The following is a 21894-nucleotide window of genomic DNA, read 5'->3' as shown; positions in this document are numbered from 1 at the left end:
TTAAAGTTCTATCCTAATAATACCCTCTGTATTAAAATTTGTATTTTCTGCAATTTCTGCAAAACTTAACACTACTATATTAATGCTAAAATTATAACAAATATCAGCAATGAATTTTCTAAGTTGCGGTTCAACGCAAAGTATAAAAGGCTTAATACGACCATTTGCTACTGCGGCAACTTCAGCCCTTAGAGTATCTACTAAAGTGCCTGTTTGAGCTACACTTAAAGGCAAGTGATAACTTCCATCTCTAAATTGTACATTTTCCATTAAAACTGCAGAGCTAGCAGAGTCTAAGATAAAAATATCCAAATTTCCTTTATCATCTAAATACATATTTGTAATCATCCTAGCTAAAGACGCCCTTACATGTTCAATAATCATATCAAAACTCTTGCTTACTTCTGCTATATCACTTACAGATTCTAAAATAGTAAGCATATCTTTAATTGGTATGTGATGTTTAAGCAAGTCTTTGAGAATTTTTTGAATAAGACTTACAGGTGCAACACCTAAAGCACCTTCTACGATGATTGGATAATCATTTTTAACCTTATCAAGAAGATTTTGCACCTCTTGGCGTGTAAGAAGTTCACTTGCATGCGCTTTGATAAGTTCGCTCATATGTGTTGAAATAACACTTGCAGGATCTATTACTATATAGCCATTTAATGTTGCTTCATCTTTTAAATTCGCATCAATCCAAAGTGCATCGGAGTTAAAAGCGGGTTCTTTTGTAGCAATCCCTTCTATCTCTTCTGTGATAAAACCACTATCCATGGCTAAATATTTATCCGGATAAATTTCAGCACTTGCTATAGACACGCCCTTAAGTTTAAAACTATACTCATTTGGTTTAAGTCTTAAATTATCTCTTATTCTTATTTTTGGCATTAAAAATCCTAAACTTTCAGCAATACTTCTTCTCATTGAGCGAATTCTTTCTGTAAGTTCGTTTTCAGCAAGCTTAATAAGTCCGTATCCAAGTTCAAGTTCTAAAATTTCAACTTTAAGTATGTCGTTAATCTTGTGCTCTTCTTCTTTGAGAATTTCTTCTTCGCTTTTCTTAGTAGGTGCTGCCGTTGTCCCACCTGCTCCACTTTGAGATGCAGCTGCAGCACTTGGTTTGCTTTTTTTAACTGTAGTTATATCAATTTTACCTTCCTTAACCTGCTTGGTAAGATAGCCAAGACTTAAAAATACTAAAGCCATAAAGCCCAAGGATAAAGTTGGTAAACCAGGCACTAACGCAAAGATAAAAAGTACAAAACCTACTATTAAAAGCGTGCGATATTCGCTTAAAAGTTGAGTTAAAGTTCCTTCTGCAAAATTTTCCTCATCTTTGCTTGCACGAGTGATAATTATAGCGGTTGCGGTAGAAGTAATAAGCCCTGGAATTTGCGATACAAGTCCATCACCTATGGTTAAAATAGTATAGGTAGAAGCAGCATCGCTTAAAGCCATATCGTGCTGAAAAGATCCTATTAAAAAACCACCTATGATATTTATAATAGTTATGATAATTCCTGCAACAGCATCTCCTTTGATAAATTTAGAAGAACCATCCATTGCACCATAGAAGTTTGCCTCAGCAATAACTTCTTGACGTCTTGCTCTAGCGGTTTGTTCATCAATAAGTCCTGCATTTAAATCGGCATCAATAGCCATTTGTTTACCTGGCATCGCATCAAGTGTAAATCTTGCTTGTACTTCAGAAACCCTTGTACTACCTTTTGTCACAACCATGAAATTAATCAATACTAAGATACAAAATACAATCACACCAATGACCATATTTCCACCAACAACAAATTCTCCAAATGCTGCTATAATCTCACTCACAGCTTCAGGGCCGTTTTGCCCTTCGCTTAAAATCATCCTTGTAGTAGCTATGTTTAATGAAAGCCTAAATAAAGTAATAATCAAGATTAAAGTTGGAAAAGTTGTTAAATCTGTCGGCTTAGGTATATAAATAGAAATTAAAATAATTAATACCGATAAAGCTATACTTAAAGCTAAGAAAAAGTCCAAAATAGGACTTGGTAAAGGAACTATAATAATAGCTAAAATACAAACTAAAAAACCAACAATAGTCAAGCTTTTAGCTTTTAAAACAGGAGCGATTAAAGGCCCCAAGAAAGGAAAAACTAAATCGACTATTTTATTTTTTGCCATTATTTTTCATAATATCTTCTAAAGTAATAGAATCTAAAAATTCATCTACTTTATTTTGTAAATTTACTAACATAGGCATTAAGGTGCAATTTTCTTCTTTATTATTTGGACAAGTGCCACCACTGCATTCAAATACACTGATATCCTTTTTTTCAGCACTATTAACAATTTCTTTTATAGTATATTGACTTGGTTCTTTGATTAAAACAAAACCACCTTTTGCCCCTTTAAAGGATTTTAACAAGCCATCTTTAGCTAAAGTTTGTAAAATTTTAGCTAAAAAACTTTTAGGAATATCAAGCTCTAAAGCTAAAGAATCTACATCTTGAGGTGTTTCTTTTTGAGAAATATAAATTAAAGAAAGTAAAGCGTATTCGCTAGCTTTGGTAAATAGCACAGATTCTCCTTATTATAACTATAGAAATAGCTGTAATTATAATAAATAATTCTTAGAAAAAGACTTAAATTTTAACAAAACCTTCTAAAAAAGATAAATTCAGTTTATTTTTTGCTTTTTAAGATAAAATTATAGTTCTTTAATTTTATTATTTTACCAATCAGGAGGTCTATCATGGCTTTGGATTCGGCCAAAAAAGCAGAAATAGTTGCGAAATTCGCTAAAAAACCAGGTGATACTGGTTCAACAGAAGTTCAAGTAGCTCTTTTAACTGCAAGAATTGCAGAACTTACAGAACATTTAAAAATCTACAAAAAAGACTTTTCATCAAGATTAGGACTTTTAAAACTTGTAGGTCAAAGAAAAAGACTTTTATCTTACCTTAAAAGAAAAGATTATAATTCTTATAGTAAGCTAATTACCGAATTAAATCTTAGAGATAAATAATTTCAAGCCCTTTTTATGGGGCTTTTGCCTTTTAAATTTCTTCTTTTGTAATCAGTTTTATATATTAAAAATACAAGAAAATCTTACAAGATTTCCCTTTGTCCTTTGGCATCAGGTTCGCTTAAAATCCCGTTTTGCGTAAGTTGCTCGATAATATTTGCAGAGCGGTTATAGCCGATTTTTAAACGGCGTTGCAAATAAGAAATGCTTGTTTTTCCATCTTCTAAGATTACTCTTTTAGCTTCTTCATAAAGCTCATCTACTTCCCCATCAAAGCTTTCATTTGTTGTAACACCCACGCTTTGCTGATCTTTTAAAAAGCTTTCATCATATTCTACGCTTTGTTGATCCTTTAGAAAATCGACAATTTTTTCTATTTCAAATTCACTTGCAAAAGGTGCATGCAAACGCACTATAGAGCTTGTTCCAGGAGGAGTAAATAAACAATCCCCTCTTCCAAGTAAACTTTCAGCACCCATAGCATCTAAAATAACTTTAGAGTCAATTTTTTGCCCTACTTTATAAGAAATTCTACTTGGTAAATTTGCTTTAATTAACCCCGTTACAACATCAACAGAAGGTCGTTGTGTAGCTACAATCAAGTGAATTCCACTTGCTCTTGCCATTTGTGCAAGTCTTCCTATATAAAATTCTACATCCTTACCCGCAGTCATCATCAAATCAGCAAGTTCATCGATAATTACTACAATAAAAGGAAGTTCTTCTCCGCCTAATTCTTTCATTTTTTCATTGTAATTTTCTATATTTTTGGTTTTTGCATCAGCCATTAAACGATAGCGTCTTTCCATTTCAGCCACCATATTTGAAAGCGCATTGACTGCTTTTTTTGGATCTGTGATAACAGGAGTTAAAAGATGAGGAATATCATTATAAATGCTAAATTCAAGCATTTTAGGATCTATCATCATCAAACGTAAGGTTTTTGGAGAGTTGCGATACAAAAGACTTAAAAGCATAGAATTTATCCCCACGCTTTTACCACTACCTGTAGTTCCTGCGATGAGTAAATGCGGAAGTTTTTTAAGATCAGTTACAAAAGCATTGCCTACTATATCTTTACCTAAAGCTATGGTTAAAGGACTTTTAGCGTTTTTAAAAACTTCGCTTTGTAAAATTTCTCTTAGATAAATGGTTTGAATTTCATCATTTGGAACTTCTATACCTACAACATCTTTTCCTGGTATTGGAGCTTGAATACGGATTGATTTTGCCATTAAAGCCATAGTTAAATCATCTTGTAAATTTAAAATACGACTTACTTTTACATCTGCACTAGGGCGAAATTCAAAAGTGGTTACCACAGGGCCAACATAAGTGCTTATAACATCGCCGCCTATTTTAAAACGACGCAACTTTTCAAGAAGATTATAAATTTTTTTATCTATTTCACTTTCATTAATCTCTTGTCTATACTCTTTTGGGTTAGCCAAAAAATCTAATGGCGGCAAGGTGAAATCTTTTGGTTTTTCTACTTCACCTTGCTCTATTTCACGCAATAAAGCTTGATTAATAGCAATTTCTTTAGCTAAAACTGCTTTTTGAAGTTTAATTTCTTGATCATTTGTTTTTTCATCATCAATTTTAGTTTCTGTATTTTGGATAAAATCGAGTGTATTTTTATCTTCTATAACTATTTCATTTATATTTTTTATAGGAGTAGGTTCTACATAAGGATGATTTAACTCTTCTACAATGGGAGCAAATTCAAAGATATTGTCTGCTTTATCTGGATTTTTATTTTCATTTATTTTGTTTAATTCTTCTGTTTCTGTTTTAATCGTTTTTGAGTTGTTAAAACTATATTTATCCCCTTCTATAATATCACTTGAATTTATTGCATCATATTCTTCTAATTTTTTAATTTCCTGTTTTACTTTATTTTCTAAAATTTCATTTTGATAAGCTTTGTATTCTTGTTCTAGTTTTTCTTTTTTTATCAAATTTTCTCTAAGTTCAAGCTCTTTTGTAAAAATTTTTGGTTTAACTTCTTGTTTAGAAACTGGAATTTCAATATTTTTACGCTTATAACTTGGTTCATCTAAATTTTTATTTGTATCTATTTGCTTTATATCTTCAAGTTTTTTAGGTTTTAAAAAACGTTCAGGAATCATATCTACCTCTTCTTCTGAAATAAAATTAAAATCTTCATCAAGACTAATGCTCATTTTACTAGCCTTTTGTGCGAAATTTCGCACTTGTTGAGAATGCTCATAAACAAAACTTCTCGATTCTTTTAAGCTTTGTTTATCAATCTCTATGGTTTCATCTAAAATTTGATTTTTTAGTTTTTCAAAGTTTTCCTTAGCTGTGGTAATTGAATTTTTACTTGCGTTGATATTGCTATCTTTAATTATCTGTTTTAAGTTATTGGTTTTTTCTTTTTCATTTATTTGTGAATTTTCGTATATATTATCTTGTAAAATATTTAATTTTGGCGCTATAGGTTCTGATTTGCCTATATCTTCTTTCTCGCTTTCTCCACCAAATACACGCATAAGTAAAGATTTAAAAGCTTTCTCTACTTTTAATAAATAAGTAAAATCTAATTCTATTTTTAAAATTTCTTTTGCAAATTTTGGAAACAATAAGATCAAAGAAAATAGCAAAAGCAAAAGAGCGAAAATTCCACTCCCTGTATGCCCTAAGATTATAGAAAAAAATCCGTATACAATTTCTAAAATATACCCAAACCCTCTATAAAAGACAGAAAATAAAAGCAAAGTAGAAAAAAGGGCTAAAGAAAAACCAAAAAGCTCTCTACGCTTAAAATTTTCTATTTTATAATTTTTTTTATAATAGAGATAATTTAATATAAGCAAAGAAAATGGATAATAATACCCAAATTCTCCAAATAAAAATAAATTAGCCTTGTAAACCCATTCTCCCATGCCAGGTGCTAGCATACAAAGACAAAGATAAAAAATAACAAGCGTGGAGCTGGTAAAAATGGCTTCTTTTTTAATATTCTTTCCTTGAAAATAAAATCAAAGCCAAATTATACCATAAAAAATTTTACATATAATTTAATAAGCTAAGTTGAGAAATTGTTGTGCTAGCTTTAAGAGAAGCTTGATATGCAAGTTGAACTTGCATTAAATTCATCATTGCCTCACCATAATCTACATCAATCACATTTGATTTTATACTTTGGACATTAACGCTTAAAAAGGATGTGCGTGTATTAACACCTTCGATAGTATTATGATATGCTCCCATAGTTGTATTAAGCTTGTTAACATGATCTGCTAAATGATCAAGTCTTTCTAAAGCTCCTTGCATACCTGTATTTCTAGGGTTTTCACTTTCAGAGTCTGCTCTCATATTACCTTTTAAAACAGCATCAATCATCGAATCTAAATCCTTAATAATATCCACATTTGGCTCATCAATAACCAAAGAGTTGTTTGCACTAAAACTAAAATTTGGACCATTTGTTACTGAAGAAGTTGTACTAAATGGTGGTTGTGGAAAGTGTCCACTTTGAGAATCACTAAGAGAAATTTCTATATTAGTGCCTGAAGAAAGTTTATCAGTAACACTAATACGGCCTTTATAATCCATACTTACATCAACAGTAGCTTGTGAATCTTTCATGAGTTGTTTTAAATTATTATAACCATTTGCATCAACTTTTCCATTTGTAGCTGTTATGCTTTGGGTTGGAATTTTATCTGCAGCAAACATACCTATAATATCATTAATTTGACCATAAGTTATTTCATTTGGAGGGGTTACCACTCCACTATTTCCAGTTGTAGGATCGGTATGGGTTATAGGAAAACTTATAGTTTGATTTGGATTATTAGGATCAGGGTAGCTTACAGTTGAAGTTTGTAAATTTATAGTAACATTATAAGAATTTCCACCTTTGGAATTGACTTTTAAATTTAAAGTAGTACCATTTAGGCTATCTCCAGCCATTACTTCGCTAAGCTTGGTTGAATCAGTTGCATAAGCATTGCTTCCTTTGATAACTTGAGAAACATTACCGTAAACAGTATTTCCATTTTTTTCAAAATATACATTATCATAATCAGCTCCATTAGTAGCATTTCCATCTGTATCTGTCATTTTACTTTTGATAAAATCAGTTTGTTTTAAATCGATTTCAAAGTCTTGTCCGTTAATTTGAATGGTTACAGGACTGTTTAATTTCGTTATATCTCCGTTACTAGGAGCAGCTGTAGCGGCTTGCATAACCCTATTTGTAACTTCATCCATTGAAATGCCTTCATCCTGTGCTGCTTGGATAATATTATTTAATTCAGTTTTATCATCAGCTTGTGGTGTGAAAGCTACAGCATGAAAATCGAGTTTATTATTACCTTGCTTTAGATCTGTAATTTGAATTTGGCCACTATCATTCATACTTACTTCTACTACTTTATTATTTGGAGTATTACCATAAAGAGCTCCGATATTTTCCATTACATCTTCTAAAGTATCTTCAGGTTTTACAAGTACAGCGCTTTTAAAGCTTGTTCCATCAGGTTTAGTACCTTGAACATAAAGAGTTGTTGGAGGAAAATCTAGTTTATTATCATATTCAAAATCTTTATCAGGATCCAAACCATTATCTTTTACATAACCTTGCCCGATAAGCTGTTGCCATTTAGAATCTCCTGTGAGATATTTAGTTTTATCAGGATTTTGAGTAAGATTCCAACGATTATCTGTAAAACTAACATTGGTGCTTATTTGTTTTTTATAGTCTCCGTCTGCTTTAAAAAATAAATCCCAACCTGGTATATTGTATGGGCTTTCAGTTCCAGCTCCAGTTACTACATTAATATTATTTTTATCTCCATAATAATTTCCATTAGAATCAAAAGGTTTGTTTGCAACTTGAGAACCTGCAAAAAGATACTGACCATTAACACTGGTATTTGCAAGCTGAACTATACTTTCTTTTATGCGTTCTAGTTCTTTTGCTATAGCCTCTCTTGAGGTTTGAGAATTGCTATCGCTTGCAGCTTGAGTTACTTTAACTTTAAAATCTTCAAGAAGTTTAACCATGTCTTGTAAAGCTTTCATGCTATTTTGAGTCATTTCTTGAGCTCTACTAGTTGATTCTTTTACTTGCTCTAATGTTTTAATTTCATATTCAAGACGCGTATTATCTATATAAGTGCTTGCATCTTCATATGAATTTTGAATTTTTAAACCTGAAGCAAGTTGTTGAGATATCTGATATAAAGCACTTTGACCGCCCATAGAATTATTCACACTATTTGTGAAGTTAAGTTTATTTGTAATTCTCATTTTTTTCCTCTAAAGTATTAAAGTTAAAATCTTTTCAAATATTGCTAATAAACAAAAGCAATAACTGTTCCAAAAATTTAAATTATATAATTTTATATCGTCTTTTTGAAAATACTTTTTATTTTTAAAGTATTTTTTAGCCTAAAAAAGTATAATTTTAGCTTTAAATCTTAAAAATGAGCCCGAGTGGTGAAACTGGTAGACGCGCCAGACTCAAAATCTGGTAAGGGCAACCTTGTGTCGGTTCGAGTCCGACCTCGGGCACCATTTATTTTTTGCGGGAATAGCTCAGGGGTAGAGCACAACCTTGCCAAGGTTGGGGTCGCGAGTTCGAATCTCGTTTCCCGCTCCATAGAGTAAAAAAATATAAAATCTTTTTAATTATAAATTCTCGCTTTTCTCTAATACTAAAAAATACTCATTTTCTAGAATTTCAAGTTCTTTTTGCATCACTTCAAGTTCTTGATAAAGCTTGTTAATACCTATTTCTTGATATATATTTGGATCGGATAAATCTTGATTTAATTTAGCTATCTTTTGCTCTAAAAAATCTATTTTTTCAGGATGGTTTTTTAATATCTCATTTTCTTTGTAGCTTAATTTTTTAGAGCTTTTTTCTTTTTGGTTATTATTTTGCTCTTGGGTTTGAAGCTCTAAAGCAAAATTATCCAATTCTTCAATTTCTTTTTCATTTTCAAGATATTCAGTATAAAGAGTGTGTAAAATATTTATATATCCATTTCCCTCAAAAGTATAAAGTTTTGTTGCGATTTTATCAACAAAATATCTATCGTGTGATACTAGCAAAATAGCCCCTTCAAAACTAAGTAAATATTCTTCTAATATATTAATCGTAGCTATATCAAGATCATTAGTTGGCTCATCTAAAATCAAAACATCATATTCTTTAGTAAAAAGCAAGGCTAAAGCAACGCGATTTTTCTCTCCACCACTTAAAAGAGCTACGCTTTTATCTAAAAATTCCTTAGGAAATAAAAAATTTTTCAAATATCCATAAACATGCATATTTTTACCGCGAACTTCAACCCTATCTCCACCATTGGGACAAAAAATTTCAAGCAAGCTTTTATCAGAATTTACCAAGCTTCTAGTCTGATCAAAATATCCTATCTTAAGCTCTCCGCGTTTTATTTCACCGCAATCTTGTTTTATTTGCCCTAGAAGAATTTTTAACAATGTTGATTTCCCACAACCATTTCTTCCTACGATAGCTATGCGTTCACCTTGTAAAATACGCGTTGAAAAATCTTTAAAAAGATTTTTATTGTTTATATTTTTGCTTATATTTTTAAGCTCAAAAAGCATTTTTTTACGATTAATCGTTTTTTCTCCATTAAAATTTAAAGCTGCTCTTGAAATTTCAAGTTTTAAGCGTTTGATTGCTCCAGGATTTTTTTTTGCTTCTTCACGCATTTTGAAAATACGTTCTTTTCGTCCTTCATTTCTTTTAAGTCTTGCTTTAACTCCTCTTCTAAGCCATTCTTCTTCGCTTTTTAATTGCTTTAAAAGAGTTTCGTGGCTCTTAGCAAGGCTTTGTAAAATTTCTGTTTTTTTCTCTAAATAATTCGCATAACCACCTTTAAAAATACTAAGTTTACCCTGCTCTACTTCTACACATTTGTGTGCTATAGCGTCAATAAAATATCTATCATGGGAAATAAAAATCACACACATCTTTGAATTTTTTAGCAATTCTTCCAAAAAGCTTGTCATATATACATCTAAATGATTAGTTGGCTCATCAAGCAATAAAATATCAGGATTTTTTAGCAAAAGTATGCAAAGTCCAACGCGGCGTATTTCTCCACCGCTTAAAGTAGATATTATACGATTTTCATACTCAAGTAAACTAAATTCTTTTAAAACGCGTATTATTTTAGATTCTATATTCCAAGCATCTTTACTATCAATCAAAGTCATAAGTGTATCTATTTTTTTAAGATAATCTTTATTACTAGGATCTTCTTCTAATTTTTTATGCAGTATTTCATATTCTTCTAAAGCATTGTAAATTTCTAAAAGCTCTTGCTTGATAGCTTCTTTTACACTTAAATTTGCATTAAAATCAACGGTTTGTGAAAGCATGGCTATACTTTTTCCATTTTGTCTTATCACTCTGCCGCTATCTAAAGGAAGTGTGCCTAAAAGCGTTTTTAAAAAAGTAGATTTTCCTTCTCCATTTTTCCCTATAATGGCAATCTTTTCTCCCTCATTTGCGCTAAAATTTACTTCATTTAAAACTATTTTGTCTCCAAATTTTTTTGAAGCTTCAATTAAATCTATAAGAGCCATTTTTATCCTTGATTGAGTTTAAAGCTAAAACTAGAACCATAACCTAAAGTGCTAGAAATTTCAAGATAACTTTTATGTATATTTAAAATTTTCTTTACTAAAAAAAGTCCCAAACCAAAAGAATTATCACTTTTTACATCAATTTTATAAAATTTTTTTGTAATCAATTTTATTTTATCTTCTTCTATGCCTTTTCCAAAATCTTGCACTATTATCTTTTGATCTCTTGCCGTTAAAATGACTTCTTTTTGACTATATTTTAAAGCATTAGAAAGCAAATTTATAATCACTTGCTCGATTAAAAATTCATCAGCCTTAACTTTCGTGCTTTTACCTTGCAATGCAACTCTTTCAAAGCCTGGGTTTTTAGTGATTTTTTCACACAGAGAAAAAAGATCAAATTCTTGCATCTGCAAGGCTTCACTTTTAAGATTAAAAACAAAATTAAGCTTATGGGTCAAAGCATTAAGTTTAACGCTTTGACGTGAAATTTTTTCCAGTAATTCCTTTTTTAATTTTTTATCTTCCAATTTCTCGTCTTTTAACATCTCTAAACTAAGATCAATCACGCTCAATGGATTTTTAAGCTCATGAGAAATAGCAGAAATCACACTAGCAAGCTGAGTATTTTTTAAAGTGATTTTATCGCTTTGTTTTTTATTTTTTTGGGTATTCTTTAGAATTTTATCCTTAGTTTTTAAAAGTTTCTCATTTAGTAAATTAAATTCTTTAAACATTCCTTTTTCTAATATAACAACTTTATGATCCCCTATAGAATCCAAAAAATCCAAAATTTTATTAAAATTTTTCTCTATTCTTCTACCTAACAACAACATTAAAATAAAAACAGACAGCAAGCATACTCCAAAACTGATTACCATTTTTGTCCAAAAAAGTTTTAAATCTAAAAAACGAGGATAAACAATAATAATATATTTATATCCTTTGTAAATAAAGCTTTTAGTGAGAATTTTTTTTGAATTGAAATTTAAAATTTCTCCTTCTTTAAGATTTAAAAAAAAATCAGGATTTTTTACAGAACTTATTTTCATATCATTGTTTAGGATAATAAAATCAGCTCTAGTATCTTTAGCAAAATCCTTGATATTAGCATCATTTAAATGCTCTAAGAGAGAAAATTTTAAAACATCATCAAGGCTTTTGATTTTTTGTTCATATTGTTTTATAAGTAAGAAATTAAGATAAGAGTTAGTAAAAGTATAAAAAATAAACCCAAAAATCAAAGCCAATACAACAAAAAAAACTATAAAAATATTTTTAGTTTTTAGCATAATTTGTAGCCAACACCCCTAACACTTATAATATGATCTTTTAGTTTTGGAAATTTATTTCTAAGTCTTGTTAGAGCTATATTGATTGTTTTATCACTTGTAGTATCATCTTTCCAAACGCTTTCGCTTAAAAATTGTCTAGTAAGTAAGGTATTTGGATTTTCAAAAAAATATTTTAAAAGCTCATAGTCAAGATTTGAGATTTCTAATTTTTGATTTTTGTAAAAGAATTCATAATTAGCCAAATCTAAAATAAAATCACCAAAAGATAGTTTTTCTTCTTCTTTTTTATGGCGTTTTAAAATTGCTTTAATGCGAAGCAAAAGCTCATTAAAATCAAAAGGTTTGCAAACATAATCATCACAACCACTTTCAAAGCCTTCGAGTAAATCTTGATGCAAAGCTTTAGCTGTAAGAAAAATAACTGCTTCTTTGTATCCTTGCTCTCTTAAATCTTGAATTTTTTCTAAAGAATCTCCACTGGGCAAATTTCTATCGACTATTAAAAGATCGATTTGCTCATTATCGAGCAAATCTTCAACTCCAAAAAAATCCGCTAAAGATATAACTTCATAACCACTAGATTTTAACTTTAAAACAAGCAGTTCGTTTAAATCTATATCATCTTCTATAATTAAAATTTTAAATTTCAACATATTGGACAAATACACACGCCTCTAATTGTTTTAGTTCATCTAATACTTCTTTTTGAACTTTTTCATCAATCAAAACAACAGCCAAAGCATACCCAAAACCATCTCTACCAAGCCTAAAATCAGCTATGTTGATATTTTTAGCTGCCAAAACGGAACTGATTTTAGCTATAACTCCTGGTATGTCTTTGTTTTTAAAAATAATCATTTTTCCCTTTGGCTTAAAATCAGTTTTAAAGCCATTTAATCCAACTATGCGTTGTTCATTTTCATTAAATACTGTTCCTGAAACACTGATATTTGAATTTTCGGTGATAATTTTAACGCTAAGTTTATTATTATAACCACTATTTGGAAGAGTTTCGCAAGATAATTCAACTCCTTTTTCTTTGGCAACAAATTCTGCATTAACATAATTAATTTTCTCTCCTAAAATTCCACCCAAAGCACCAACAGCTGCAAAGGTTAACATAGAATTTGCATACTCGCCAATAATTCCTTCAGCCTCTAATTTAATACTTTTTATAGGATTTTTATCAATTTGAACAGCTAAAAAAGCCATTTTAGAAACAAGTTCTATATAAGGAGCTACAAAAGGTGGTAAATCTTCAGTTTTAATTGGCAAATTTAAGGCATTAGGATAAGCCACGCCTCGTGCTGCATTTAATGCTTGCTCACAAGCTTCTCTTGCGATATTGTCTTGACTTTCTAAAGTATTTGCACCTAGATGGGAAGTAACTGAAATATTTTCGAAGTCTAAAAGAGGATGATTAGTCGCGGGTTCCTTATCAAACACATCTATACCAAGCCATGCTATTTTACCACTTTTTAAACCTTCATATAAAGCCTCTTCTGTGTACAATCCTCCGCGAGCACAATTTATTAATCTTATTCCATCTTTCATTTTTGCAATTTCTTGCTTTCCTATCATACCATTGGTTTCTTTGGTTTTTGGTGTGTGAATGGTAATAAAATCACTTTTTTCTAAAATTTCATCCAAATTTTTTGCTTGCTCCATATCTAAATCTGTTATCTTAGAAGCAGAAATATACGGATCATAGGCTAAAATTTTCATACCAAACGCTTTAGCACGGATAGCTACTCTTGAACCTATATTTCCAAAACCTATAACCCCTAGCGTTTTATTCATCAATTCAATGCCATACCATTTTTCTCTTTCCCATTTTCTTTCAATTTTTAAAAAATTATGAGCATTGACAAAGCTTCTAGCCGATGTTAAAAGATGCGCCATTGTTAGTTCAACTGCGGCAATAGTATTTGCAGTTGGGACATTCATCACAATCACTCCTCGTTTAGAACACTCTGGAATATCAACATTATCTACGCCCACCCCAGCACGCACAAGCGCTTTTAATTTTTTGGCATGATTTAAGAAATTTACATCTACATCCGTAGAACTTCTAGTAATAGCAACTTCAACATCGCTTAGCATTTGCATAAGTTCATCTTTTGGAAATTTTGCAGCTTCTATAAGTTCAATATCTTCAGCTTTTCTTAGAATATCGACACCTTTATCCAAAATAGCATCACACACTATAATCTTTTTTTTCATAACCAAATTTCCTTTACTTCTGTATTTATTTTATATTTTTTTAATTCTTTGATAATATCATCTATAAGTTTTTCATTGCCTGTATCCAAAAAGATTTCTGGACTATCGCCAGATTTAAGAAGAAAATACTTCACATTAAAAGAATTTAAAGTCTGCCTTAAGCAAAACATAGAATAAATATCATATTTACCAACTATAAGTTGATAATATTTATTTTTCTCCTTAAGCTCGCTAGTATCCGCGTCAAAATATAAGGTAAATTTTTCTGCTGCTGGGGTAAAATCTCTTGTAGGCCATTTTGCTAATTCTTCTTGCCATGAAAGATCTTGATTTTGGGTTTGAATGCTTGGCTGCGTATTTGTATCTTTAGCAAATTGTGGAATGAAATTTACATTAGCTTTAAATTGCCAAAGCAATGTAAAAACAACAGCAAGCAAAATGAGTAATAAAATACTCAAAATGCTTATTGTAATGTATTTTTTCATTAAGCTAGCTGATCTTTAATGATATCACCTAAAGTTACTTTATCATCATTATTGATTTCATTAAGAACTTCTCTTTCTTTCATTCTAACAAGATTTTTGACACTTAGGCGAATTCTATTTTTCTTTTCATCAATAAAAACTATAGCAGCTTCAATATCGTCGCCAATTTTTAAATTTTCAAGCATAGAAGTGCTTATATCTTCTTTATGAATTAAAGCATCAACATTTTTACTTAACTCTACAAAAACACCAAAATCTTTAATATCACGGATAGTGCCTTTTACAATATCGCCGACTTTATGAATTTTGGCATATTCTTGCACTGGAGAACTGTTTAATTCTTTTGTGCTTAATGATATTTTTTGGTTTTCTTCATCTATTTTGATAATTTTTACTTTGATTTTATCCCCTTGAGAGAATTTGTCTTTGCATTTATCGTTTCTATCCCAAGAAGCATCTTCATTATGCAATAAACCTTCAATACTGCCAAGTTTAACAAACGCACCAAAAGAAGTTACCGAGGTGATCTCTCCTTCAACCACATCTGCGATTTTGTAAGATTTCATAAATTCATCAAAAGGTCTAGAGAGTAAATTTCTTAAAGAAACTCTTAAGCGTCTTTCATTTGGATTGATTTCAATTACTTCAACATCAATTTCTTGACCTTTGTTGATATAATCTTTTGGATTTTTAATATTTTTATCCCAAGAAATTTCACTGATATGTAAAAATCCTTCTATATCATTTCCTAAATCCACAAAAGCACCATAAGGCTCTATATTTGATACTATTACTTTAATGGTATCACCTACATCAAGAGTATCTTTTATCTCACTCCATGGATCAGGTAAAGCCGCTTTTATAGACAAGGATAAATGTTTGCGTTCTTTATCATACTTTATAACTTTAACTGGAACCTTATCACCCTCTTTATAAAGTGTTCCAGGATTTACAGGTCCTTTGTAAGAAATTTCGCTGTAATGAACAAGACCATCAACACCTCCTACATCCACAAACATACCATAAGTAGTAATTTTTTTCACAATACCTTCAATTAAATCTTCTTGTTGTGCTACATTATTGATCAATTCTTTGCGTTTTCTTCTCTCGTCATCTAAAGTTTTTTTACGAGAAACAATGATACTTTGCTCATCTTTGTCGATTTTAATAATTTTAACTTTAAACGTTTTACCTATAATATTATTTGTTTCTTTGAAGCCATATTGAGATTTTGGTAAGAAAAATTCAACATCGTTTTCATCGACAACTATCAATCCACCTTTATTTTTTCCAACTACTTTTACGGTAAAAATATCATCTTGATTTTCTTGATAGTTTTTAATAAATTCGATAACTTTTTCTTTTCTCAAAGCTTTTTTATGAGAAAGTAAAGATCTGCCACCACGAGAACCCATAACAGCAACTTTAATACTATCGCCTACATTAAATAATAGCTTAGAATTGTCATCTTGTATTTCGCTAAGAGCTAAAATACCTTCAGATTTTTTACCTATATCTACATAAACTTCATCATTTTTGATCTCTACAATCACACCCTCTGTTGTAGCCTCTTCTCTTGATTTATCAAAAGCTTCTAAAAGCTGGCCAAAATCTTCTTCCTCAAGATAATCATCTACGCCGCCTTGAACTTTTTTGTTCACCTCGCTCATTATGGTCCTTTAAAATAATTTTTAGAAATTGATTGATTTTACCTTATTTTTCTTTAATTAGTGTTAAGTTTTTTTATTTTTGTTAATTTTTTTTAAATTTTTGACTTTTTTATTCTATTTGAAAACATTTTTTAATTAATTTCAAAATTTTCTATTTTGGCGATAACTTTTTGTATAATCCAATCAGGAGTACTAGCACCTGCACTAATGCCGCAATGTTTTTTATCCAAAAACCATTCTTTTTTTAACTCTTCTTCGGTTTCAATTAGATAACTATCTTCACAATTGGTTTTTGCAATCAAAAAAAGTTGTTTTGTATTGGCTGAGTTTTTACCCCCTACAACAACCATAACATCACTTTTAAGCGAGAGTTCTTTAATGGCATCTTGATTTTTAAAGGTTGCATCGCATATAGTATTAAAAACTCTTACTTCTTTGGTTTTAAGTATTAAAAAATTTACTATCTCCATAAAATGTTCAGGCTTCTTAGTTGTTTGGCTTACTACAGCTATTTTATTAGGAAGTTTTATATTTTGAAGTTCTTTTTTATCCAAAACTACATAAGCTTTTGTACTTACATAACTTTTTACTCCTTTGACCTCAGGATGATTTTCATCTCCAAAAATAACAACTTCATAACCCTCCTTACTCATTTGCTCGCAAATTTGTTGTGGTTTTGTAACAAAAGGACAAGTAGCATCAAAAATTTCTATATCTTTTTTTCTCAATTCTTCTAAATCTTGCTTTGTAATACCATGAGTTCTTATAATAGCTTTTTTTTCATTGCTTAAAGCTTTTATATTTTCTAAGGTTTTGACATTAAAATTTTTCTGCAAACGAGAAATTTCTTCGTTATTATGAATAAGAGGACCTATAGTTGCGGCATCTTTTATTTGTTCTGCCTTTTTAATAGCTCTTTTAACACCAAAACAAAAACCATAATTTTTTGCTAATTCAATAATCAATCTTAGCTCCTAAATTTGATAAAATCTCTATAAAATTTGGAAAAGAAGTTTTTATACAATCACTATCATCAATCTCAATTCCACAAAGCAAACCTAAAATAGCAAAACTCATGGCAATACGGTGATCTCCATAGCTTTTAATTTTTGAAGATTTTAGTTCGCATCCACCTTCTATTTCAAAACCATCATCAAGTTCTCTAGCTTCAACACCACAAAGCTTTAGATTTTTAACCATCGCAGCAATCCTATCGCTTTCTTTAACGCGTAATTCTTTAGCATTTATTAAACTAGATTTACCCTTAGCCAAAGCAAAAGCTATAGCCAAAGCAGGCGCTTCATCTATTAACCAAGAGATATTATCTTTAACTTCTATGCCATTAAGCTTGCTAGACTCCACCCTGATCTCACCAATAGTTTCAAAATCATTTTGAGTTATTGTCATTTCAAGTTTGGCGCCCATTTTTTGCAAAATTTTATACGCCTCTATACGAGTAGGATTAAGTAAAATATTTTTTAAAATAATTTGAGATTTAGGCAAAATAATAGCTGCTAAAACAAAATAAAAAGCCGAAGAAGGATCATTAGGAATGATTATATTTTGAGCTTTTAAAGGTTTTTTTAAAGGATTTATTTCAAAACTTAAGCCATCATTACTAACCCTTATTGGAGCTTTCATAGCCTTTAGCATGTTTTCACTATGATTTCGACTAAGAGAAATTTCACTAAAAGTGCATACATTATCAGTTCTAAAAGCAGATAAAATCATAGCTGTTTTAACTTGAGCCGAAGAAATTTCGCTTTTATAATTAAAAGCTCTTAAATTTTGACCTTCTATGCAAAGTGGAGCTAAATTTGCCTCATTTCTTCCATAAATTCTAGCACCTATTTGAGTAAGTGGTTTACTTATCCTTCTCATAGGGCGATTGTTTAAATACTTATCTCCACTTAAAACAAAAAACCCAGAAATTCCTGCTAAAAATCCTATCATCAAACGCATAGCAGTTCCTGAATTTCCACAATCTAAAATACAATTTGGAGATAAAATTTCTTTAGGAGGTATAATTTTTACGCAAGAATCTTTTTGTTCAATTTTAGCTCCAAGATTTTTTATAATCTCAAGAGTATTTAAAGTATCTTGTGCTAAGAGATAATTTTGAGCCTTATTTTCTTCTTGTGTTAAAAGCGAAAATATAGCAAAACGATGAGATATGCTTTTATCTGCTGCTATATTTTCAAGTATAGCATTTACAGGGGTTTGCAATTTGTAAATTTTCATCTTAAATCAAGACCCAAATTTTTAAGAGTATTTAAAATTTTATCCATACATTCATTTACTTGACTATCTTCTAGAGTTTTATTTATATCCCTAAAAGAAAAACTTATGGTAATGCTATAAAATTCTTTAAGGTTTTCATCACTATAAATATCGACTAAACGAAAATTTTCAAGTATTTCTAAATTCAATTCTTCGATACAGTTTTTAATCTGATTATATTCAAAACCTTTAGGTATTAACACACTAAGATCTCTAGTAATGGCTGGAAATTTGGAGTAAGGCTTAGCTATTTTAAAATCTTGTTTGATTAAATCTAAATCAAGTTCGCAAATATATGTTTTTGGCAAATCTCTCTCATTTTCTATTTTTAAATGCAAACGGCCTATAAAACCTACTTTAACATCTGATAAATAAATATCTGCTTGTTCATAAGGGCTTAAAATATTATATTTTGATGATTTTAGTTTAAAATCACCTATAATATTTTTAATGTCTAAAAGAAAATCATAAAATTGCACTGATTCAGGTTTGGCCTTGTTGGAAATTTTAGCTTCTTCTTTTAAGCCAGAATGGATAAATGCGATACGATTTAATTCTTGATTATTAACATTGAAAACAGCCCCTAGTTCAAAAAGTTTAATAATTTTTTTAGAATTTTTTGCATTTAAACTTGCTGCATTTAACAAATGATTTAAAAGGGTTGTTCTTAAAGTATTAAGTTCTGCTGTAATTGGATTGATTAGTTTTAATTTAACAGAGTCAAAACCTAATTTTTTAAGTTCTTCTTCATTATCCAAAACATAATGCAAGCTTTCAAAATAACCACTAGCTACTGCTCTTTTTCTTAAATTTAAAAACTCAATATAACTTTTATATGCAGAATTTAAACGATTTTTTTCTACAAATTCTAAACCCTTAGAAGCAATATTATCAATACCTATAATTCTTACAACTTCCTCGCAAATATCTGATAAATTTTTAATATCAGGACGATGTAAAGGTGCTTTAACATTAATAAGCCCTTCACCTGAAAGTATGAGTTCAAAACCTAATTTCTTTAATATTTTTAATACTTCGTCTTTATCAACATTTTGCCCTATTATATCGCTAATACCTTCAATACTTATTGGTATGATTGGTAATTCTTTATCGATTAAAATTTGTTGAGAAGAACTATAAATAACAAGATCTGGAATCTGATCAAAAATACTAAGTAAAAAATCCATTCCTAAATTTAGTTTAGGCTCACTCCCTCTAAAGCTTCTATAAAGTGTTTTTTCATCCTGATCTTTATGATACATTTTAGCATTTGCAATTACTAATGGATCAGTATAATTAGCCTCAATAATAACTATTTTAGAATCATTTTTACATTTGCTTTCATCATTTTGAAAAATTCCACTAAAACTCAAAAACTTATCTTTACAAGATACTTTTGTTTCTCCATGTGCTTGCTTAGTTAAATTAATGGTAAATTCTTCATCTTCCCCAGAAAGACTATTTAAATCATAAGCATTAAAAAGAACACCAGTTGAATGTGTTGCATAACTTAATAAATTTTCTATAGAATTTTTTCCCAAACTCTCAATTTGCACAAGTCTTAAACTAAGCAATAAATTTATTTGAAATTGACCTTTTAGTTCTATGGCGCGATAATTATAAAGCCCATTAAGCTCCTTCTCAGCCGCTAAACGCAAGATTCTACCAATACCTAAAACATTTTCACCTTCTTTAAATGGTTTTGGTTCTTTTAAATTTAAATTTAAAGCTGTAGCTAAATCACGAGCAATACCATAAATACTTAAACAATCACCCCTATTAGGAGTAAGTTCTACTTCTATTAGCTCATCGTTAAAAATTTCATAAGTATTTAAAGCTCTCCCAAGTTCTAATTTCCCTATACTCTCATCTAAAAGCATAATCCCTTCATTGATTTTTTCAAAACCAAGTTCTAAACTAGAACAAAGCATACCACAAGAATCCACTCCTCGTAATTTTGCTTCTTTTATTTCCATACCATTTGGCATGATAGCACCTTTAGTTGCAACAGCTACAAATTGTCCTGCATCAACATTCGCAGCACCGCAGACAATTTGCAAGGTTTCACTTCCGATATCAACTTGACAAATGCTTAATTTATCTGAATTTTCATGTTTAATTTTTTCCTTAACATAGCCTACAACAACTTTATCTGGAGCCTTTAAAGCACTAACCCTATCAACTTCTATGCCTATGGAGTTTAAAGTTTTAGCTATTTTATCTGAACTTATTTCTTCGAGTTCCAACCAATCATTCAACCAACTTCTAGTAATTATCATCTAAACTGCTCCAATAATCTCAAATCACCTTCAAATAAAGATCTTAAATCTGGAATTTGATGTAAAAGCATTGCAAAACGCTCTACTCCCAATCCAAAAGCATAACCACTTACATTTTCATAGCCAACAAAATTATAAACATTAGGATCAACTATTCCACATCCTAAAACTTCAAGCCAACCTGTATGTTTACAAACCCTACAACCCTTTCCTTTGCAAAATACACAAGAAATATCAACTTCAGCAGACGGTTCTGTAAATGGGAAAAAACTTGGACGAAAACGAACTTTCACATCTCCAAACATATAGCGCAAAAAATCTTCCAATACACTTTTTAAATTTGCAAAGCTAACCTTTTGTCCTTCTTCCACCACAAGGCCCTCAACTTGATGAAACATAGGAGTATGTGTAATATCAAAATCTCTTCTAAATACAGCACCAGGGGCTATCATCCTAATAGGAGGTTTTTGCGCAAGCATTGTCCGTATTTGCACTGGTGAAGTTTGTGTTCTTAAAAGCCTTTTATCATCAAAATAAAAGGTATCTTGCATATCTCTTGCGGGGTGAGATTTAGGTAAATTTAACGCTTCAAAATTATGGAAGTCATCTTCTATTAAAGGCCCTTTTTCTATGCTAAAATTCAAAGCTATAAAATACTCTATGATTTTATCCATAGTGCTCATAACAGGATGTAAGGCACCTGTTGTAATATTTTCATCAAAATAGTTAAAATTTAAAGCACCTTGTTTCATTCTTTCTTCTAAAGCAAGATTTTCCAAATCTTTAAATTTGGCTAAATAAGCCTCATTAAATATTTCTTTTTGTGCATTTAGTTTAGCAGCAAATTCTTTTTTCGCATCATCTTCTAACTCTTTAAGCTTTGTAAAGCCTTCTGTTAAAATACCTTTTTTTCCAAGAACGGAAATCCTAATAGCTTCCAAATCATTTAAATTCTCACATTTTTGAATCTGTTCTATAAAATTTTGCAATTTTCTTACCTTAAATAAAATATTTCAAGTTCTAATTCTATTAAAAACTATTTTAAAT

The 21894-nt window shown here is 30.2% G+C and carries 15 protein-coding genes and 2 tRNA genes; 3 read left to right on the top strand and 14 right to left on the bottom strand.

The window, feature by feature from the left end:
* Both flhA and ELQ04_RS03440 read right to left on the bottom strand, forming a co-directional pair.
* Nucleotides 1–2175 (bottom strand): flagellar biosynthesis protein FlhA, encoded by a 2175-nt coding sequence (gene flhA, locus ELQ04_RS03445; RefSeq protein ID WP_044777771.1) that lies wholly within the window; start codon nt 2173–2175, stop codon nt 1–3.
* On the bottom strand, nt 2162–2572 hold the full coding sequence (locus tag ELQ04_RS03440) for an RrF2 family transcriptional regulator (RefSeq protein WP_002852609.1): 411 nt from the start codon (nt 2570–2572) through the stop codon (nt 2162–2164). Before ELQ04_RS03440 ends, flhA begins: the two co-directional genes overlap by 14 nt.
* A 174-nt stretch (nt 2573–2746) precedes the next feature.
* On the opposite strand from ELQ04_RS03440, the gene rpsO reads away from it, so the two are divergent.
* Entirely contained in the window at nt 2747–3019 is a 273-nt protein-coding gene (gene rpsO / locus ELQ04_RS03435; RefSeq protein WP_002852579.1) for a 30S ribosomal protein S15, read from the top strand.
* Nucleotides 3020–3102: 83 nt separating this feature from the next.
* Here rpsO and ELQ04_RS03430 read toward each other — a convergent pair whose 3' ends face one another.
* Nucleotides 3103–5943 (bottom strand): DNA translocase FtsK, encoded by a 2841-nt coding sequence (locus tag ELQ04_RS03430; RefSeq protein WP_134224441.1) that lies wholly within the window; start codon nt 5941–5943, stop codon nt 3103–3105.
* A gap of 109 nt (nt 5944–6052) precedes the next feature.
* Nucleotides 6053–8302: a flagellar hook-associated protein FlgL gene (gene flgL, locus ELQ04_RS03425; protein WP_134224439.1), complete on the bottom strand. Its 2250-nt coding sequence runs from the start codon at nt 8300–8302 to the stop codon at nt 6053–6055.
* A 180-nt stretch (nt 8303–8482) separates the two neighbouring features.
* Between flgL and ELQ04_RS03420 the strand changes: the two genes are divergently transcribed.
* Both ELQ04_RS03420 and ELQ04_RS03415 read left to right on the top strand, forming a co-directional pair.
* Nucleotides 8483–8569, top strand: a tRNA-Leu gene (locus ELQ04_RS03420).
* Between the two features lie 10 nt (nt 8570–8579).
* Nucleotides 8580–8654, top strand: a tRNA-Gly gene (locus ELQ04_RS03415).
* Nucleotides 8655–8683: 29 nt separating this feature from the next.
* Here ELQ04_RS03415 and abc-f read toward each other — a convergent pair.
* The 10 genes from abc-f to pheS all read right to left on the bottom strand — a co-directional run bounded on the left by abc-f (nt 8684) and on the right by pheS (nt 21836).
* The gene (gene abc-f / locus ELQ04_RS03410; protein WP_044777784.1) at nt 8684–10615 is read right to left on the bottom strand and encodes a ribosomal protection-like ABC-F family protein; all 1932 of its coding nucleotides are present in this window, start codon (nt 10613–10615) and stop codon (nt 8684–8686) included.
* A 2-nt stretch (nt 10616–10617) separates the two neighbouring features.
* Nucleotides 10618–11907: a HAMP domain-containing sensor histidine kinase gene (locus ELQ04_RS03405; protein WP_044777787.1), complete on the bottom strand. Its 1290-nt coding sequence runs from the start codon at nt 11905–11907 to the stop codon at nt 10618–10620.
* The gene (locus ELQ04_RS03400) at nt 11901–12563 is read right to left on the bottom strand and encodes a response regulator transcription factor (protein ID WP_044777789.1); all 663 of its coding nucleotides are present in this window, start codon (nt 12561–12563) and stop codon (nt 11901–11903) included. The genes ELQ04_RS03405 and ELQ04_RS03400 overlap by 7 nt, the downstream gene beginning before the upstream one ends.
* Entirely contained in the window at nt 12550–14133 is a 1584-nt protein-coding gene (gene serA / locus ELQ04_RS03395; protein ID WP_004316396.1) for a phosphoglycerate dehydrogenase, read from the bottom strand. Before serA ends, ELQ04_RS03400 begins: the two co-directional genes overlap by 14 nt.
* Nucleotides 14130–14618, bottom strand: coding sequence for a hypothetical protein (locus ELQ04_RS03390; RefSeq protein ID WP_002856886.1), 489 nt, complete (start codon nt 14616–14618; stop codon nt 14130–14132). Before ELQ04_RS03390 ends, serA begins: the two co-directional genes overlap by 4 nt.
* Nucleotides 14618–16288 (bottom strand): 30S ribosomal protein S1, encoded by a 1671-nt coding sequence (locus tag ELQ04_RS03385; protein ID WP_004316395.1) that lies wholly within the window; start codon nt 16286–16288, stop codon nt 14618–14620. The genes ELQ04_RS03390 and ELQ04_RS03385 overlap by 1 nt, the downstream gene beginning before the upstream one ends.
* A 131-nt stretch (nt 16289–16419) precedes the next feature.
* Complete coding sequence (locus ELQ04_RS03380; protein ID WP_004316394.1) at nt 16420–17253, bottom strand: 4-hydroxy-3-methylbut-2-enyl diphosphate reductase; 834 nt, start codon at nt 17251–17253, stop codon at nt 16420–16422.
* Nucleotides 17243–18529 carry a 3-phosphoshikimate 1-carboxyvinyltransferase gene (gene aroA, locus ELQ04_RS03375; RefSeq protein WP_044777794.1) on the bottom strand — a complete coding sequence of 429 codons (1287 nt, stop codon included), beginning with the start codon at nt 18527–18529 and terminating at the stop codon, nt 17243–17245. Before aroA ends, ELQ04_RS03380 begins: the two co-directional genes overlap by 11 nt.
* Nucleotides 18526–20847 (bottom strand): phenylalanine--tRNA ligase subunit beta, encoded by a 2322-nt coding sequence (gene pheT / locus ELQ04_RS03370; protein ID WP_044777796.1) that lies wholly within the window; start codon nt 20845–20847, stop codon nt 18526–18528. Before pheT ends, aroA begins: the two co-directional genes overlap by 4 nt.
* Entirely contained in the window at nt 20844–21836 is a 993-nt protein-coding gene (gene pheS, locus ELQ04_RS03365) for a phenylalanine--tRNA ligase subunit alpha (RefSeq protein WP_004316391.1), read from the bottom strand. Before pheS ends, pheT begins: the two co-directional genes overlap by 4 nt.
* Between the last annotated feature and the right edge of the window lie 58 nt (nt 21837–21894).

The organism is Campylobacter sp. CH278 (assembly GCF_004378845.1).
GTDB classification, from domain to species: Bacteria; Campylobacterota; Campylobacteria; order Campylobacterales; family Campylobacteraceae; genus Campylobacter_D; species Campylobacter_D jejuni.
The sequence above is the reverse complement of the archived record's forward strand: the minus strand, read 5'-3'. Positions and strand labels throughout refer to the sequence as shown.